This is a genomic window from Thermoanaerobacterium sp. RBIITD, assembly GCF_900205865.1.
Classification (GTDB): Bacteria; Bacillota; Thermoanaerobacteria; order Thermoanaerobacterales; family Thermoanaerobacteraceae; genus Thermoanaerobacterium.
Genome location: NZ_LT906662.1, coordinates 1755167 through 1772315, shown reverse-complemented (window position 1 = coordinate 1772315; position 17149 = coordinate 1755167). Strand labels below are relative to the sequence as shown.

Genomic DNA, 17149 nt, shown 5'->3' with positions numbered 1-17149 from the left:
AATATCACCTGCTTTCTTCGTATTTATAAACATAATCTAAATCATACGTGTTATCAGAATTTAGTCCTTTTACCTCAACTATTTCTTTTATAACTCTGCCAATATTGTCGCCTTCCTCATTTTCTAAAACATCAAGATATACTATTACGTCAATTGTATTTGATATTAATGTCCTTAAAGAACGGTCATCCATGTCTTTATACTCTTTTATCTTCATCTCAAGCTTTTGAAGTGCTAATACCGTACTTGAAGCATGTATTGTTGTCATTGAACCTTTATGTCCTGAATTTAAAGTATCCAAAAATTCATAAGCAGCTTCAGGAGTACGTATTTCTGCTATTATAATTCTGTTAGGATTCGCTCTTAAACAATCATTAAGTATATCTGTCCATGTAATAGGCTTTGTATCTTCTGTTCCTTTCCTTATTTTGAAGCTGTACACATACTTTAAAGGTATGCTCATTTCTCTTGTATCTTCAAGCAGTGCTACAACGTGTTTAGGCTGAATATAAAATGTAAGGCCATTCAAAAATGTTGTTTTACCCGAACCTGTCTGTCCTACCGCAAGTATGTTTTTTCTTTCCGTTACAATATTTTTAAAATACTCTATCATGTCATCTGTCAAGTTTATATATCCGCTTTTCAATTCTTCCAAGCTTTTTGCATTGCTTGTATGCTTTCTTATTGTAATCACTGGTACTAACGATTCAGGAGGTACTATCAAAAGTGCACGTGAACCGTCGTATAGCTCAACATCTGCCGAAGGGAACTGTGCATTAATAGTCTGTGGAGGTTTTGTCTGTCCTGCAATTTTTTCTATTACACGGATCACATCTTCATTACTCATAAAAGTTTCTGTGTCATCTTTTTTCTCACCGTTTTCCATATAGATAATGTTCGTTCCCATTACCCATATATCAGTTACATCAGGATTTTTTAAGTGCTTTTCAACAGGTCCTAATCCGAATAATAGATTATACACATAATCATACAAGTTTTTATCAGGCACATCCGTGTAGTGTTCATTGCAATATTCTTCAACAAACTTATCACACAACTTTCTAGTTTCCGTCACATTGCCTGCGACATCATACTGCAAAACCTTATTACGTACATATTCCAGCAACATTTTATCCTTATAGAAATTTACACCTTTTTTTATTTCTGAAATTCTTTCTGTTAAGCTCACAAGATTGCCTCCTTTGCTTTCGTCATGTATTTTATTAAATGTTTGTCATCTATACCTTTTAACTTTTTTATGAAAGGCACAGAATACAAAATCGGAAGTTTATAACGTATCTTGTCAATGTATTGTAACTGATTAGACACGCTTTTGTTTTTAATGTAAAAATAATTGCTTAAATCACTTAATTCGTTAATTTTTAGCCAATCCAAAAAACTATTTACTCTTGCAGCGACTCTTAATTCATCTTCTACTACCAATATAACTTTTTCGGATTTTCCCATGACGTCTATACAGCTTTCTATAAAGCCTGGTTGAATATCAAATAAGACTACATCATATCTTTTTTCTAATTCAGTTACAAGCCGTATAACATCATTTGAACCAATTTTTTCATAGTCATCAGGATATGCACCTACTATGACATCATAATTTCTTCCTTCTGGTCTTTGTATTGAACCATCTAAATCATTTAACGCATTTAAAATATTTTTAGTTTCAGAAACACTTAATAAAGCAGGAAAATCACCAGGAGAAAAGTCATATTCAACCACACATGTTCTTTTCTCTTTTGAAATTACATTTGCAAGTGCCAAAGTTAACGTTGTTTTTCCTACTCCACCTTTTGGTGAAAATATTGATATTATCATTTTTCTTATTACACCTCCAAAAAAATAGACAGGTCAAAGCCTGTCTATTGTCCATTGGTCTCACTATGATAGTAGTCATATATTGTTCCTTTTACTGTTATTGGTATTGTTATTGATTTTGTTATTAATTGACCGTTTACGCTCTTGTTGGCTGTAACTGTTATGTTATAAGTTCCATCAGGAGTATTTTTAGGAATTATAACAACTGTATCGTAACCTTCAGATGAATTGTGCCTTGTACTCCACAGACCGTTTCCTCTATTTACAAGAGATGTTGTACCAGTATTTCCGTAATCATTTGAATTATACCACATTTGAGCTGTTACTCTGTCAGGATTTCCAGTGACATTTACTTGCACTATCATTGCCTGCCCTGCTGCATAAACAGTTTGCATTGATGGAGTTAATGACATTGGAACTACGGTAAGTGTAGTAGTTGCCTTATTGCCTGCATAGTCATATGCATCAATTGTATAAGTTTGCTGAACTAAAGGTACAGTAAATGTTGCCGTATATGGATTTACTTTGTTTGAATTATTAGACGTTCCAATACCTTCTACAGTAATATATTGCACTCCTGTAGTCTGATCAGAAGCTGTTACATTTATTGTTATGTTATTGCTGTTAATAGTGTATGAAGCATTTATTGTAGGTGCTGTTACGTCAACTGTATAAGGTCCAAAATATCCATAAGTTTCGTTGCCAAGTTTATCAATTGCATGATAATGTATATACCAAGTACCATCTCGATTAATTGTATTAGTTATTGTTTGATAAGGCACAGCAGTCTGCCATGTTTGTGGCTTTGATGATGAATTAGTTACTGCATATTCGGCTGTTTGAACATTATTAGGAAAATCATCAATAATATAGTAGTAAGCAGTCAGACTGTTGTCTGAATTTTTCTTTGCTTGCAATAATGTTGCATGTGGTTTGACAACGTCAATATTAACAAGTAATTGTGTCTGGTCTGTACTTGATATTGTTGATTGTACTACCGTTGCACCTGCTGGCTTTGTACAGTTAGAGTCAAGAAAATCCTGCACTTTTAATACAACTTTTGCATTTTTATAGCTTATACCTTGTGAAGTAAATGCACTTGCTGGTATAAAAGCGTAACCTGTTTTATTCTGTCCGTCTGAAGCAGTTATTGTGCTTCCATTGTCCCAAACAATGTCTACTGTAGTATTAGGAATAACTGAACCATCGCTGGAAATCAAATATGCCTGTCCTTTCTGCCAATTGTCAGTATCTGGATCATTCATTGTAAATTTTACAAATATACAATTTTGATAATTATTCATTAGACTATTTGTATTGTTATGTTGCGAGGGTTGGTCAGTATGGATTGATGTCGTATCTTGATGTTGTGATGCTATATCAATATGTTGTGACATATTATCAGCATGTTGAGTTGCAGGAGTATTAGTATGAGGTGTTATATCTTGATGAGCATAACTCTTACCTATATCTTGGTGCACAACATCATCATTATGCTGTGATGCTGGTATATCTGCATGTTGTGACTGAATATCCTGATGCGGTTGTATAATATTATCTGTGTGTGTTGATATATCATTATGTGGTGTTATTATTACATCATTATGAATCTGTGGCAGATCTGGATATAATTTATCATATGTTTTATATTCACCAGACGGATTAACTGCACCATCATAACTAAATATAAAGTTAATGAATTCATTTCCGTTTTGAACTGTAATCTCGGGTGCTGCATTTTGTTGTATTAATACTGTTATTACCTTTTCTGAACTTTGGAAAGTTACCCCGTTTAGTGGAGAATTTCTTGCTACTGCTTTGATTTCATAATATCCATCACATGCACCTACTACAGTATTTCCAATTCCTAAAGGATCAACAGTATTTAGATTATACGTAAGTCCTCCATCTGCATCCTGAATTAGATTATTTATAAGCGTTTGCCATGCTGATACACTGCTGGAACCATCCAAATTCATCACTTTTCTTATATATAAATCATAATATACTGTTTTACTTTCTGTATCTTGTGTTCCATACCCATCTATATTTTTGTCATAACTATAAAGACCAATTGTTACAGTTCCCTTTAACACTGAATCTACATTGAAAAATGCTGGCGATGACGGAACAAAATTATCATGGTTAAATCCAGTATTGTTATGTGTTGCTGTATCTGTATGTGTTGTTGTATCTGTATGCGGAGTATAATCAGTATGCGGATTGGAATCACTATGAGTAGAAGGACTGTCACTATGACTGCCGGGATAATCATTATGTGATGTACTGTCAGTATGAGTTCCGTTAGTATCTGTATGAGTATTCCATTGATTATACCTATCAGTATGAGCATATCCATCACTATGGACAGCACGATCATCATGTGTATTATAATGTGTTCCAGTAGCTTGACCATTATCCATGTGTGTATTACCATCATAATGCGTATTTGTATGACTGCCACCTGGCGAATCATAATGATCTGAATTATTATTGCTATAACTATTGGAATTTGAATGTGTATCTGTATGAGGAGTGCTGTCAGTATGACTTCCTGGACTGTCAGCATGTGGTGTACTGTCAGAATGATAATGTCCTGTATCACTGTGCTGTGAATACTGATTATACGTACCGAGATTGTCAGTATGAGGATTAGTATCTGTATGCGGATTAGTATCCGTATGCGTGTTTACTATTTCAGTCTGCGGTTGACTTCTTTGAGTATCTTGCACACTTTTAATGAAATTTTGAAAAGCAGTAGTATCAAACACTGCCATTACTGCAAAATTCTGAAACTCGGTCATTATAGGCATCTTTTGCCACCTCCATCAAATATTTTATCAAGTCCTCCTTTCGCTTTTGTTCATTAACTTTTATATCTTTAGTTTTCTGCGATTTAATAATATCAACATGAAAACTATACTTTGTACCTGTATCTGTCATAAAATTAATGCCTCTAAAAACTTTATATTCAGAACAATTTAAAAGATCATTTTTATCATATGTTAATGTGATATTCCTGCCAAGTTCTTCTAATACATCATAAATATCCTTAACGCTATAAAATCCTTTATTTATCATAATATCTCTTGCATAGGGATTTAGGTTTTCATCGTGTATTATATCCACATCTCTTAAAATATCATAGACATCATTATATGCACGCCTAAAAAACTCACAATAGTTTTTTTCAACTCCAGCAGCACTTCCAGTAGACTCGATAGCAGAAGCATTACAACTTCCATGACAGGCAAACCAATAACCGCACTTTTTGCAAGTTGTATCAAAACGCTGTTGTATTTCTTTTACAAAAGTTTCATAGCCTTTAGTGTTAAATGCTTCATCAATACTATTTATATCAAATACTGTAGTCATTTTATATTTTTCAGGATAGTATCTGTCACAAGGATAAATTTCTCCTAATGGATTTATACCTATCCAATGATAACGGCAATCGTGGTTTCTGCAAGTTGCGCCATTCATATCGCCAATAACAATTGAAAGCATTTCAGCAGCGGAACGTTCATAAGTACCATTTTTATCATACAGCCAGTATTTAAAATACTTTATAAATTCCTTTTCATATTTTTCAGGCGATAATTCTAGATCATTTTTTTCTGTCTGTTTTGTATGAAATACCATATTCATACTGGTACTAATGCCAATTTTTTTATAGTATTCATATATTTGAATTTGATCCTTATAATTTTCTTTTGTTATTACATCTATTGTACCTATTTTAGGACCAATTTCAGAAGAAAGTTTTAATATATCTTCCAACTTTTGATTTATTTTTTTATCAGCTTCTGAATTTTGATTTTTCTGATTCGATACTCTTAATTTTTCTTGATACATTGCATTGTAAGACATACCAGGAGAAATCTTATATTGCTTAAAAATGTTAAACCATTTTTCATTATAATTGATACCATTAGACATTATATAAGAATCTATTTCAAGCATCGGATATTTTGATATTACTTCTTCATAAGCTTTTATATACCACTGTATACCAACCATAGTAGGCTCTCCACCATGCCAAATAAGCTGCAATCGTTCTGTGTATTCTGACAAAAGTTTAAATATCCTGTCTAATGTTATAAATGACATGTCATTTTTTATTCTCTCTCTGTAAGGTTTATCATAACAGTATTTGCAGTCAAGATTACATCGGTGCGTAGGTTTTATCAAAACTGAAAAATATTTTAATTTTGGCGCAACAGTGTAATATTTTTTTAAAAGTGCATTGTAAAACCGCTGATATGCACTCTTGTTCTTCTTATCAAATATTACTTCAATATGTTCTTTATCTGCACTTTTAACATTTATAATTTTATTATTTTCATTTACACGTTTTGCAAAATAGAACCATTTATCTTGTTTATCTGTTATAATTATTATTTTTGTAAAACTATTATCTGTGTCAAACTCTATTTTATTGTCAGATAGGTATTCTTTTATTATTTTTTTATAATTCATCATAACACCTCCAAAAAAAAAAGAACCACTTCTAAAGTGATTCTTTTTTTGGAGGAATTATTTATATCTTACTTTCCGTCCCATATTGGAATATTTTTTATTTGACCGTTTTGAAGATAAGTACCATAATTCATATACATATTGACATTCTCACCAACATACTGATCTTGATATTGTGGATCATTTTTTAATAGTTCTATGCCATCTCCAAATTCCTGTGGTATATCTTTACTTATATAAACTGCATTATTCTGTGCATCATACTTAACACCAAAACCAAATAAATATGCTTGCACTCTTAATGGTAAATATGTTGTTCCACCATCTATATCAGTTACTAAAGGAGGAATATCCATTTTGTATGTTTTATGAGAAATCTCAAATCCATTGCCATGTTTTTGGTAATAAGACGTTGCACACTGAAAGTTTTGTATCATATTAGCATGATATTCATATTCTGAATTAGGTACATTATATTGCAACATAATCCATGTACCGCTTTTTATACCATCTGTTCTCATCATCTTAGGCATATCTGTTTTAAATTGTACGTCTGGATAGTATTGAACATACGTTGAATTATGTGGTGTACCATCCGAATTACTCATTATGCCGTCATTATAATAAGTAAATGCTCTTGCAGGAAGCATTATTCTTCCATTAATACTTATTAGAGATGCACCATAAATCTTTTCAAAATCAACCAGTTTATTTTCAATATATATTTTAATATTGGACTTATAAATTTTTATATCAGGATATCCTGCAACTTTATTAAGAAGTAAATCCGATACACTAACAGGTGTTGTAATAGAATTAGAAGTTTTTTGACCGTTACTTTCCGCATAAGCAAATGAAAAAATTATGATTGATAAAATAAAAAGTGAAATAATTATTATTCTTCTCATCAAATATCAACCTCCCCATCTAATTTTATCAATTTTGGCAGTAGCAAAATGATTTTCAATCAGTTCCAAAGTGATGTCTTTAAACTTATCGACTTGCTTATTGCATATTCTTTCATACTCGGTTATAGCATCTTTTTCAGATAAATTATAATACTGCAAATAATGCTTTATATCTTCCATATCACTTCGTAATAATAAATATTGCTCACTTATAATAAAATCGACAAGACTTAAATAAAGTTTAGTAGAAAGTTCTTTTCCAAATGATAAATAATTATTGTATACTGATTTTTTGATTTTTTTATTTTCCACGTCTTTCAAAATAAAATTCATATCTTTTTCTTTTAAATATTCCTTCCATGCTTCAATAGATAATTTTTGCTGCTCTAATATAAAATCCAAAATGTAATTTATTTTACGTACTTTATAGTTTCTTAAATTTATATCTTTTTGTATTTTATCTAATATCTTTGTTATATTTATTTTAGTAGTTTTAATAGACTTGATAAATTTTTTATATTCGCTGCTATTCATATAATTAAATATGTCATCTTCCAAAGATATATAAAATATGCATTCGCCAATATCACCTTGTCTAGCTGTACGTCCTCTGACTTGATCATCGATTCTTTTATCTAAAAACCTATTTAAACATATCAGTTTTAAACCATTTTTCTTTTTTGTTTCTTCATCAATTTTTATATCAGTTCCTCTCCCAACCATGTTTGTTGATACTGTAATTGCACCGTGTATTCCAGCTTTTCTTATTATTTCATCTTCCAAATCTTCTGTATATGAATTTAAGAGATTAGAGTGAATATTATTATTTTTAAGCATTTCATGTACTTTATTTGATTCCTCATCATTTCCTGTTATTATTAGTATAGGCTGATTTTTATTTCTTTTATATTTTAAACTATAAAGCAAATATTCATATTTTTCTTTTTTTGTATTAAATATTAAATCTGCATAATCTATTCTTTTACTTTCATTATGACTTGGTATAACAACTGTAGGTACTTTATACAATTCTTCAAATTCTTTATATGCTGAATATATAGTACCACTCATACCAACCATATTTTTATATTTTTTAAAGAATACCTGATATGACATACTATAATTAAGAGAGTTTTTTAATGTCACTGGAACATTTTCCTTTATTTCTATTGCTGTATGAAGTTGAGCATCAAGTTTACTATTAACCATTTTTCTTCCATTTGCACGATTTATCAATACAATTTGATTATCCTGAATTATATAATCTTTTCCGTTTTTAAACAATAAATTTGCTTCAATTGTAGCAAGAAGTGCTTTATATAAATCAATGTTTTTATAAAACGTATCTTTACCAAAAATTTTCTCGATTAGTTTCATTCCTTCTTCTGTGAAATATGCAGTACCATAATATTCTGAATAAACACAATGTACATCTTCTTCTTCAACATAGTTGTTAAAATTTCTTCTGCTAACTTCTTTGCACTTAAACATAGGCATTATTTCTTTTGCTATTTTAAAATTTTTTATATTTATATTTTCGTATTTACTTGTTGCAATTGAAAATTTTGATAATGCATTATCTAACAAAACAAAATCTATTTCATCTATTATCACGTTGTTTAAAGGAAATTGAAATACAGGTTTTAATTCATTCCTTAAATAGTCAAATATGAGTTCACTGCTTGATGTATATATCACTTGATTAGCATACAAATTCTTCTTGTTTTTGTTTTTGCAATTATAATCAACTGTAACATCAAAGAAATCATAAAGTGGTTTCATTAATATATAATCTCTTTTAGCGAGATAGTCATTAACTGTCACTATATGAACGATATCATTTAATAAAAGTGCTACTATCGCTGCCACCAAAGTTTTTCCTTCTCCTGTAGGCATTTCTGCTATATGTCCTTTATATAAAGCATAAGCACACATTAACTGTTCTTTATAAGGTCTTATTTTTAATATCCTATATACTGCTTCTTGTACAACAGCAAGTTTGCAAATAATATTTTGAGATTCTTTATATGCTTGTTTCAAATCTTCATTAGACATATTTTCGACGTTATATTTCTCTACTTTTTTAATTTGTCTATAAATATTTTTTAGTCTTATTTTATTTATAAATTTATAAAGCATAGCAACTTTCCTCCAAAAGAAATAGCAAGGCTTATTTTTGCCTTGCTATTTTTCTACAATCACTTGATAGCTTTTATTGCTTAAAAATGGTGCTAAAGCAACAGATTTATCCTTAGTTGTTTTTAATATTGCATATATGTGTTTGCCTGATGAGTCATTTACATTAATTACTGTTTCTACTGTTAAGTCTTCAATTGTTTGTGCTGGTACATCAGGTGAATTTGATAATGTCTGTACTGTTAAAACTGAATTGCCTGCAATAAAGTCTTTTAAAGAAGCTGGTATTTCAACAGGTATTAAAACATCTCCAGTTTTAAGTTCTGTTTTAGCTTCCTGAAAAGTACTTTTAAAAATATAGTCACCTTTCAAACGTGTTACATTAATTTTTTTATTTAATGCATCTTTTGTACTTTTAATAACGCCTTCTGGAACGTTTGATGTAGGAACAGTCTTTGTAGTTAACAGCTCATTTACATTGTCATTTGTTATTATTGTTCCTGAACTTATATTTGCTTTGGCAATTACTATTGTACTTGTTGATGTTTGTGTACTGATTATTACAAATGTTATTACCAGTACTATTAGAGCAGGCAATATTGCCAACTTAAATATTTTACTTTTCAAATTATCACCTCCATAAAAAAAGCAGGCATCGAGCCTGCTTGTTCACACTTCTTATTAACTTATTAACATACTTATGCACATACTTGTCCACAATTTAAGGTATGCGCATACCATTTACAGCAGCCTTTCCAGCTCTTTTGCTTCTTCTACTTGATATTTAACTTTATTATACAAATCTTGAATTGCTTCTTCAGAAGTTTTGCCAGAGCCTGAATATCGAGGATAGTCAATCAAGCTAGCAAAAAAAAGCTCATCTTCACAACCCTTAAAATTGATTTTGACAACCTTAATTCTTGCATTATCTGCAAACATTTATATCACCTTAACTTTTTCCAGTTCCTTTGCAGTCTTAATTAAGTATTTGATAGTATCATTAAGATTCCTTAAGGCTTCTTCAGGCGTCTTGCCATAACTCATACAGTTAGGCGGTTTAGACACATACACCAAATAGCCTTCGTCATCTTCCAGTTTCATAATCTCAACCTTGTTGTCTTTTTTAGGCATTGTCATCACCTCTTTTCTACGTCAACAGCAACAATTCTGAATTTTGTATATCCATCAAATTTTGCCTAATAGCCTTTTCATATTTCAAATAACATTTCTGTTCAGGTTTATCAGCATACAACTGAAAGGCATTTTTAAGAGCCTCTTTAAATACATGCTCAACAATGTCGGTCATATCTTCCTTAAGATCGCTTATGTCGTGGTTCTTGCCATCTCTGCCTATTATCTTTCCAACTCTGGAAAGCATCTGTCTTACAAGCTTGACTTCTCTTATATACGCTCTTGCAGTATCAGTCAGCAGTGCATGTCTGTCATACAAGTCCTCCAAAAGCTTTGCACCTGAAACAGCAACAGCAGAATTGTACCACTCATCATTCTGAAAAGATCTTTTAAAGGTATCTGCAATCTCCTGTTTTTTGGTATACTGTTTATCCAGCAAAGTTTCTTTCATGAACAATATAAAATTGCAAAATGAGCTTGCCTGCCATATACCATTCGTGAAGTATTGAGGATTTTTTTCTCTATACAAAGTTATTACGCCTTTTCTCGATATTTTCCCTTTATATTTGGCATCATTAAGCCATTTTATCAACCTATCTTTTGAAGCAAGTCCTTCGGGAATGTCGTCCATCAGTTCAGAATAATGAATACATGAATATTGTCTTGCTATGAATATCTCAAAAGCTATATTGAGTTCTTTTCTGACTTTTTCTTCAGCTTGCTTAAATATATATGAATCAGGATTAATTGCCAATAATTCGGTATTCAACATTCATCACTCCTTTTGTATTCCATTTATCAATTCTCTGCAAAGCTTCATCAAGCGTATTTGCAAGTCTTTGTACAAGTATTTCAACATTTTTATCTTGCAAGTCTCCTTTACTGGTTAAAAGCACATCTATTTTTTCAGTATAGTCTTTAATAATTCCAATAAAGTCCGATATTTCTCTTGTCAGATTATAATTAATTCTTTGTTCTGCATACACATGGTCATAATCAGTTAACTTATTAAGATATTCCTGATTTTCTTTTTCAAGTTTCTTGTTTTTTGTCTTTAAATCCTCAAGTGCCTTTAAATATTCTTGTTTTTCTTTCTCAAGATTTTGGCGTTCACTTTCAAGCTCTTTTAGACGTTCCTCAACGTGTTTTGATTGTTCTTTTACAATTCTCAATGTTTCTTTTAAGTCCTGATAATCGTCAGGTACTTTTTCTATTACTTCAGGTTTTATGTTTTTAAGCTTTTGCTCAAGTTCTGTTTTCTGCTTTTCTAATTCTTGTTTCTGTTGTGTCAATGACCTTGTTAGGTTTTGCATATCAGACATTTTCCTGCGCATTTCTTCCATATCTTTTTGATATTGCTCGATTTCTGTTTTTTTGTACTTGCCTATCGTGTCACCGAATACTTGATAAAGTTCTTCTTGTTCTTCTTTGGTACGTGAAGCAAGAAAATATGCTAATTTTAATGGCAGGCTATTTTCACCACTGCCGAACTCAACAAGGTTTTGGAACGGCTGTATCAAATTGTTGAGTTGATTTAATTCTTTTAAATGGCTTTCTGATATTCCTAAATTGTCAGCAAGTTCTTTTTGTGTTTTAATAAAATAGACGCCAGGCGTCTGTTTTTCTGTTCCATTATTGTTATTATTTGGTCTGCCTTTCTTAATATCATAGATTCTTTTAAGTTCACCGATGCATCTCGCCGACTTCATAGGATTGATGTTTCCTATGCCTCTCTGCATTAAATTTGATTCAAGCAAATCCTTAAGTTTCCAATCTTCCGCAGTGATACCATCTTTGTCAGTATACTCATGTATTTCACAAGGTACCTCTTTCATGTCTAACTCTTTCGCAGCCTTAAGTCTCTGATGTCCTGAAATAACAATGTAATCATCAGTTACTATTAAAGGCTGTATAATACCACTTGTCTTGATACTTTCAACAAAGTCTTTCCACTTGTCGCCTTCCATGTCATCAAAAAATTCTTTGTTGCGTGGATGTACCTTTAAAAGTTCAACTTTAATCATCTGCATTGTCTATCATTCCTTTCCAAAAAAATATGTACATAAAAAAAGAAAGCAGGCGTTAAACCTGCTTATTGGAGGTACTATTAACGGAAAGAAGCAAAACCATAGCACATTTAAAAAGCAGGCATCAAACCTGCTCGTCAAAGGAGTTAAATTTCTCATTTTCTTTTTCTCTCATCAATCTAAATATCATTTCTTCTTCATTTTCTTCATACATGTCATCGCAACACTCGTTTAATGACTTTAAAAGATCTTCATCAGACAAATTATCAATATATTGATTAACATAATCAAAATAGTCCTTAACGTCCTCTTGCATTTTATCACCTTCATTTAAAAATCTTTTAAAAAAAAGTCAGGTTAACTATACCTGTCCAGTGAAGGGCTGAATCATTTTTACTATTAATCAGCATAACATATTTTTACTAAAGAAACATTTTTTTTAATAAAAACAACAACAATAAAGGCAAAGGATAGAACCAATAAAACATATATTTATATTTTTTAATGTCTATATCCTTCGGTATATTTTCTAATAAGCCTATCAAAGGTATTGATAAAATCGCAAATATCTGCAAAACATTAAAATAAGAATAAACGAACGTTGCTAGAATAAATAGAATTGTGCCTATCATTTTGCTATAATAAACATAAACATACATAAAGAAAATCACAAAAACGCCATAAATGCCATAATCGACATGTGCAAATACAGCAAAACAAAAAACAATAATTACATATAAGTTTTCTTTTTTCTCAAAAAACATTATTGCCATAAGACGTGAACCTCATCTCCACTGAAGTGGAGAGCTTCTGATACAGTGCCTTCTGTATCGTCTTCGGTCTATGATACATACCATAGATACACTACCTCGATACAAACAGCAACCTATCAGTGTGCCAACTGCGGCACAGCTATATCGGCCATATGCAAATGAGCATATAGACTCGATACTTTATCCACAAATGAATGTATAAGAGGTTCATATAGTTGCGCCTGCAACTGCGCTATCCAAATATGCTTTATGTCTTGCATTTAATAACTTCTTTAGGTGACTATGTCTTTTTTCTTTATTATATTGGTACTTTTTAACTATTTCTTTTATTTCTTCATCTTCTGCTCTGTTTTTTATATTTATTGCACCAACGTGATCCGCATCATCTTCATATCCGCAATACTGGCATTTGAAGTGCTTACCGTTACGGTTTTTTCTATCAGTATAGTGGCATACTGGACATTCTTGCGATGAATATGCCGGTTCCACTTCAACTATTTTTTTACCTATCCATGTTAGTTTTTCTTTTATTTTTTCAAGTAATTGTCCTCTTGCCCAATTTGAATCACGTCTGTTGTTTTTTCTTCCTCTGTCAAATTCCAATATATTTAAGTTTTCTATAGACACTAGAACATTTCTATCTTTTATGTCGTTGACAAAGGATTTAACAGCACAGGAGATTTCACATTCTACTGCATGGCTATACTTTCTCAGAACACGGTTCAAAGATTTCTTGCCTTGCAGCATTTTGTTTATATTTCCAATCTTTTTTCTTAATTTATGTTTTCTCTCTTCCGATGTTGTTTTCTTTAATTCTTTTCTGTATTTCCGCATCAATGCTTTTAACTTGCTTCTATTGCCCAGTTTGGGCAGTACTATATTATCATATAATGCTGTCATTTCCTTGAAACTGCCATATGATATATCATCTGATGTATGAATCAACTCTGTCTCACCAATATCAACACCAATTATTTCGGTATATTCATAATCATCAGTTTTCTTTTCTACAGGAATGCTTACCTTTATTAACCTATTTTTTAATATTTGTATTGTTGGCGAGCATTTTTTATAATTGTCAAGTCTCCATTTTCCGTGTCTTGATACTTTCAATGGTATATCCATCCATTTGCCTCTTTGTAATGTTTTGACACGTATTACATAATCAGAATCAATATGATTAGCTTCCTGTATTTCGCATACTCTTGAATCTAACTGTATAGGTGCGTCTTTAACAAATGGCACTTTCCTCGATTCCAGCTCTTCAAAAAATGTTGTGCGTACCATTGACATTATTTCGTATATTTCTTTATGAGTATGTTTTTGCAGCATATTAATCAAATCATTATAATGTTTTATATTGTTTTCATATTTTTTCTTTACATCAGCTTTTTCTATTTTCAGCATTTTATTCTTATTTACATCTATAAGTTTATTTAATTCTACAAATGGATCAAGATTTAATATAGAGGCATTAAGCAGACAAACAGATGAAACAAAATGCTGAATATCACCACTATCAATGTATAGACCATACATATAATTTTTAATCCGTGTAAAATGGTTGTACAATTCTTTAAATGCATGGTCAAAAGCATTTTGCCCCAATGCCGATCCAAGATAATTCAGCTTTTTATGTCTTATCTCTTTTTCAAACTTTCTTACATTAGAATCTTTTTTATTGTTTTGAAAAATGTAAAGATATATATTGGGATTGTTCAAAAGGCATTCAATATAAGAATTGATTAATTGTGAATATTGTTTTTGCATAATTGATAATTCGTTAATCTTGACTTTTGTAGGCTTGCCATATAAAAATACACTTTTTGTGTTGTCACTCATAGGCATTACCCTCTCGTTTTCTGATTTTCAATATATTTCTTTATGACATCTTCCGATATCGAACCAATTGTTTCAATATAGAAAGATGAATTCCATAAATGTCCCTTCCACAACTGTTTTGTCAATTCTGGATATTGCATCAATGTTTTTCTCGCACTTATTCCTTTCAACATTTTTGCAATATATGAAGGAGATATTTTCGGATGTGCAGAAACAAAAACATGTACATGATCTGGCATTATTTCCATTGCAGCGATTTTAAAGTCTTTATCGTGTGCTATTTCATCAAACAAAGATTTTAAATATGATTGAATATTTTCTGTTAACACTTCCTTTCTATATTTTGTTGACCACACGATATGATAATTGACGTTATATACACATGTTCTTGCATGGATTATGTTATCCTTTTTCATACGTATAGTATAACATAAATTTATATTTATTTCAAATATTACTGGTATAATTCATTATACATATAGTAATGTTTTATTAAAAACTGGCTTTCATCTCTCCAATGAATTGGAGAGGATTCCCGCCGTTCGATCCTAAAGCAAGTGTAAAAAATATGTTTAAATTATCGCTATTAAATGCCAAAATATAAGGTATTTCTGATAACAAACCAAACAATAATAATCTTTTTAAATATTTTTTTGCATCATGTGTACTTTTATAACCTAAAGCTAACAAATATGCAAAAATAGGAAAACTGATTCTTCCTATCATTCTCAAAACAATGATATTAGGATATAAAACCGCACCAACATGATCTATAACCATTGTCAGAAGTGCAATCAATTTTAAGACATTTCTCATTTCACTGTTTATTTCTCCTTATAATAAGCATCATACAAAGCTTTTAAGTTTTCATCTTCTATTTCAGCAACATAGACCTCACTTCCACATTCTGTACATATAGCTCTTTTTCCAATATACTTATATTCTGCACCTTTAAGTTTTCCTTTAAGTTCAGCAACTTCCGTCAAATACTCAACATCTTTTCTACATTCTTCGCAAAACGTCTTATTCTCGTTCACTTAATAACCTCCTTACGCATTTTTTCTAATCAAATTATTTCCTCAATCAAAGCCTGTTCAAGTTCCAATAAAGCACCATTAACGTCCTTTTTCTCTTTCAATTTATATCCTAAAAGTTTCATCATGCCTTCAATCTGGTCTATTGCCATATTCTGCTTATTTACGTCAATTTCAATTACATTTTTAACAATTTCAGGTTCCTTTTTAGGTTCTATAATAGGCTTTATTTCAGATTTAATTTCAGACTTTATTTTATGTTCACTTTCTACCTTTACAACAGGTTCTTCATCAGGCTTTGTTATTTCTTCACCAGAGAAATTTACCTTACCCCTTAAGCCTAAATAAAGTCCTTGTACATCTGAAAATTTAGCAGGATTTTTTACACGGTTTATAATTTTATCAGGCGTTATTGGATCAAATACAATATCATAAATACCTAATGCAAGTGCATAGCCTAAATGTTCAGATTTATCATTATCCAAAAGTAAAATTACACGTCTATCACGCTGTCTTAAAGCAAACAAATAGTCCTTTAAAGGCAACTTTATATCTATGTGAGGTGACACCACGACCATATCACATTTCTCTTCATTCAATGGATAATCTTCATAAAAAGCTATTCTTGAGTCTATTTTTTCTTTATCAAGTTCCTGTTTTAATACATTATCAAGTGTTTCAATACCTGTAAAGAGAATTACCATTTTTGTATCACTCCTTTGCTTTTATTTTTTTCAAACACCGCCACGTCTCCAATAGGCTCTATATTATGATAGCCAACATACTTATATCCAGCTTTTTCAGCACGTTTAACAAGACCAACAAGTTCTTTCCACGTTCTTATACCTTGTATGAAAATTGTATCGCCTTTTTTGTATGTTTTGACCATGTCTTATCAAAACCTTTTAATGTTTTTTTGTGTCCGTACAGGCAGTATGTCAACGTTCCTGCCTGTTCCTCTCTGACAGACACAAAAAAAACAGGCA

Annotated in this window: 19 protein-coding genes; all 19 read right to left on the bottom strand. The window is 31.0% G+C overall.

All coding sequences use genetic code 11. From position 1 onward, the window contains the following. Positions 1 to 4: 4 nt before the first annotated feature. Complete coding sequence (locus tag CPG45_RS08390) at positions 5 to 1189, bottom strand: TadA family conjugal transfer-associated ATPase (protein WP_231968667.1); 1185 nt, start codon at positions 1187 to 1189, stop codon at positions 5 to 7. Next, entirely contained in the window at positions 1186 to 1833 is a 648-nt protein-coding gene (locus CPG45_RS08385) for an AAA family ATPase (protein WP_096231481.1), read from the bottom strand. Before CPG45_RS08385 ends, CPG45_RS08390 begins: the two co-directional genes overlap by 4 nt. A 44-nt stretch (positions 1834 to 1877) precedes the next feature. Then, positions 1878 to 4646, bottom strand: coding sequence for a hypothetical protein (locus CPG45_RS08380; RefSeq protein WP_096231480.1), 2769 nt, complete (start codon positions 4644 to 4646; stop codon positions 1878 to 1880). Beyond that, positions 4597 to 6312, bottom strand: coding sequence for a radical SAM/SPASM domain-containing protein (locus CPG45_RS08375; protein WP_172856523.1), 1716 nt, complete (start codon positions 6310 to 6312; stop codon positions 4597 to 4599). The genes CPG45_RS08380 and CPG45_RS08375 overlap by 50 nt, the downstream gene beginning before the upstream one ends. Positions 6313 to 6380: 68 nt before the next feature. Beyond that, positions 6381 to 7223: a stalk domain-containing protein gene (locus tag CPG45_RS08370; protein ID WP_172856520.1), complete on the bottom strand. Its 843-nt coding sequence runs from the start codon at positions 7221 to 7223 to the stop codon at positions 6381 to 6383. A 3-nt stretch (positions 7224 to 7226) separates the two neighbouring features. Continuing rightward, on the bottom strand, positions 7227 to 9359 hold the full coding sequence (locus CPG45_RS08365) for a preprotein translocase subunit SecA (RefSeq protein ID WP_096231477.1): 2133 nt from the start codon (positions 9357 to 9359) through the stop codon (positions 7227 to 7229). 45 nt (positions 9360 to 9404) lie between these two features. Beyond that, positions 9405 to 9983: a CpaB family protein gene (locus tag CPG45_RS08360; RefSeq protein ID WP_096231476.1), complete on the bottom strand. Its 579-nt coding sequence runs from the start codon at positions 9981 to 9983 to the stop codon at positions 9405 to 9407. Between the two features lie 114 nt (positions 9984 to 10097). Next, on the bottom strand, positions 10098 to 10295 hold the full coding sequence (locus tag CPG45_RS08355; RefSeq protein ID WP_096231475.1) for a hypothetical protein: 198 nt from the start codon (positions 10293 to 10295) through the stop codon (positions 10098 to 10100). Further along, complete coding sequence (locus tag CPG45_RS08350; protein ID WP_096231474.1) at positions 10296 to 10487, bottom strand: type II toxin-antitoxin system HicB family antitoxin; 192 nt, start codon at positions 10485 to 10487, stop codon at positions 10296 to 10298. Between the two features lie 16 nt (positions 10488 to 10503). Continuing rightward, on the bottom strand, positions 10504 to 11259 hold the full coding sequence (locus CPG45_RS08345) for a hypothetical protein (RefSeq protein WP_096231473.1): 756 nt from the start codon (positions 11257 to 11259) through the stop codon (positions 10504 to 10506). Continuing rightward, the gene (locus tag CPG45_RS08340) at positions 11231 to 12517 is read right to left on the bottom strand and encodes a ParB/RepB/Spo0J family partition protein (protein ID WP_096231472.1); all 1287 of its coding nucleotides are present in this window, start codon (positions 12515 to 12517) and stop codon (positions 11231 to 11233) included. The genes CPG45_RS08345 and CPG45_RS08340 overlap by 29 nt, the downstream gene beginning before the upstream one ends. Positions 12518 to 12638: 121 nt before the next feature. Beyond that, complete coding sequence (locus tag CPG45_RS08335) at positions 12639 to 12830, bottom strand: hypothetical protein (RefSeq protein WP_096231471.1); 192 nt, start codon at positions 12828 to 12830, stop codon at positions 12639 to 12641. A gap of 106 nt (positions 12831 to 12936) precedes the next feature. After that, entirely contained in the window at positions 12937 to 13287 is a 351-nt protein-coding gene (locus CPG45_RS08330; protein WP_096231470.1) for a TraX family protein, read from the bottom strand. 207 nt (positions 13288 to 13494) lie between these two features. Beyond that, a complete protein-coding gene (locus tag CPG45_RS08325; protein WP_157732361.1) occupies positions 13495 to 15129 on the bottom strand; it encodes an RNA-guided endonuclease InsQ/TnpB family protein in 1635 nt (544 codons plus the stop codon). 5 nt (positions 15130 to 15134) lie between these two features. Then, a complete protein-coding gene (gene tnpA / locus CPG45_RS08320; protein WP_096231468.1) occupies positions 15135 to 15545 on the bottom strand; it encodes an IS200/IS605 family transposase in 411 nt (136 codons plus the stop codon). A gap of 76 nt (positions 15546 to 15621) precedes the next feature. Further along, positions 15622 to 15945 (bottom strand): TraX family protein, encoded by a 324-nt coding sequence (locus CPG45_RS08315; RefSeq protein ID WP_096231467.1) that lies wholly within the window; start codon positions 15943 to 15945, stop codon positions 15622 to 15624. A gap of 8 nt (positions 15946 to 15953) precedes the next feature. Beyond that, positions 15954 to 16166, bottom strand: a complete 213-nt coding sequence (locus CPG45_RS08310; RefSeq protein ID WP_197702787.1) for a hypothetical protein — start codon at positions 16164 to 16166, stop codon at positions 15954 to 15956. A 29-nt stretch (positions 16167 to 16195) separates the two neighbouring features. After that, the gene (locus CPG45_RS08305; protein WP_096231466.1) at positions 16196 to 16867 is read right to left on the bottom strand and encodes a hypothetical protein; all 672 of its coding nucleotides are present in this window, start codon (positions 16865 to 16867) and stop codon (positions 16196 to 16198) included. Beyond that, positions 16861 to 17052, bottom strand: coding sequence for a hypothetical protein (locus CPG45_RS08300; RefSeq protein WP_096231465.1), 192 nt, complete (start codon positions 17050 to 17052; stop codon positions 16861 to 16863). The genes CPG45_RS08305 and CPG45_RS08300 overlap by 7 nt, the downstream gene beginning before the upstream one ends. Positions 17053 to 17149 lie beyond the last annotated feature (97 nt).

What these genes read in the sequence shown, in the direction of transcription:
- CPG45_RS08385 (WP_096231481.1), bottom strand. Translation starts at nt 1,833, where the DNA reads ATGATAATATCAATATTTTCACCAAAAGGTGGAGTAGGAAAAACAACG.
- CPG45_RS08380 (WP_096231480.1), bottom strand. Translation starts at nt 4,646, where the DNA reads ATGCCTATAATGACCGAGTTTCAGAATTTTGCAGTAATGGCAGTGTTT.
- CPG45_RS08375 (WP_172856523.1), bottom strand. Translation starts at nt 6,312, where the DNA reads ATGAATTATAAAAAAATAATAAAAGAATACCTATCTGACAATAAAATA.
- CPG45_RS08365 (WP_096231477.1), bottom strand. Translation starts at nt 9,359, where the DNA reads ATGCTTTATAAATTTATAAATAAAATAAGACTAAAAAATATTTATAGA.
- CPG45_RS08355 (WP_096231475.1), bottom strand. Translation starts at nt 10,295, where the DNA reads ATGTTTGCAGATAATGCAAGAATTAAGGTTGTCAAAATCAATTTTAAG.
- CPG45_RS08350 (WP_096231474.1), bottom strand. Translation starts at nt 10,487, where the DNA reads ATGCCTAAAAAAGACAACAAGGTTGAGATTATGAAACTGGAAGATGAC.
- CPG45_RS08345 (WP_096231473.1), bottom strand. Translation starts at nt 11,259, where the DNA reads ATGTTGAATACCGAATTATTGGCAATTAATCCTGATTCATATATATTT.
- CPG45_RS08340 (WP_096231472.1), bottom strand. Translation starts at nt 12,517, where the DNA reads ATGCAGATGATTAAAGTTGAACTTTTAAAGGTACATCCACGCAACAAA.
- CPG45_RS08335 (WP_096231471.1), bottom strand. Translation starts at nt 12,830, where the DNA reads ATGCAAGAGGACGTTAAGGACTATTTTGATTATGTTAATCAATATATT.
- CPG45_RS08330 (WP_096231470.1), bottom strand. Translation starts at nt 13,287, where the DNA reads ATGGCAATAATGTTTTTTGAGAAAAAAGAAAACTTATATGTAATTATT.
- CPG45_RS08325 (WP_157732361.1), bottom strand. Translation starts at nt 15,129, where the DNA reads ATGAGTGACAACACAAAAAGTGTATTTTTATATGGCAAGCCTACAAAA.
- tnpA (WP_096231468.1), bottom strand. Translation starts at nt 15,545, where the DNA reads ATGAAAAAGGATAACATAATCCATGCAAGAACATGTGTATATAACGTC.
- CPG45_RS08315 (WP_096231467.1), bottom strand. Translation starts at nt 15,945, where the DNA reads ATGAGAAATGTCTTAAAATTGATTGCACTTCTGACAATGGTTATAGAT.
- CPG45_RS08305 (WP_096231466.1), bottom strand. Translation starts at nt 16,867, where the DNA reads ATGGTAATTCTCTTTACAGGTATTGAAACACTTGATAATGTATTAAAA.
- CPG45_RS08300 (WP_096231465.1), bottom strand. Translation starts at nt 17,052, where the DNA reads ATGGTCAAAACATACAAAAAAGGCGATACAATTTTCATACAAGGTATA.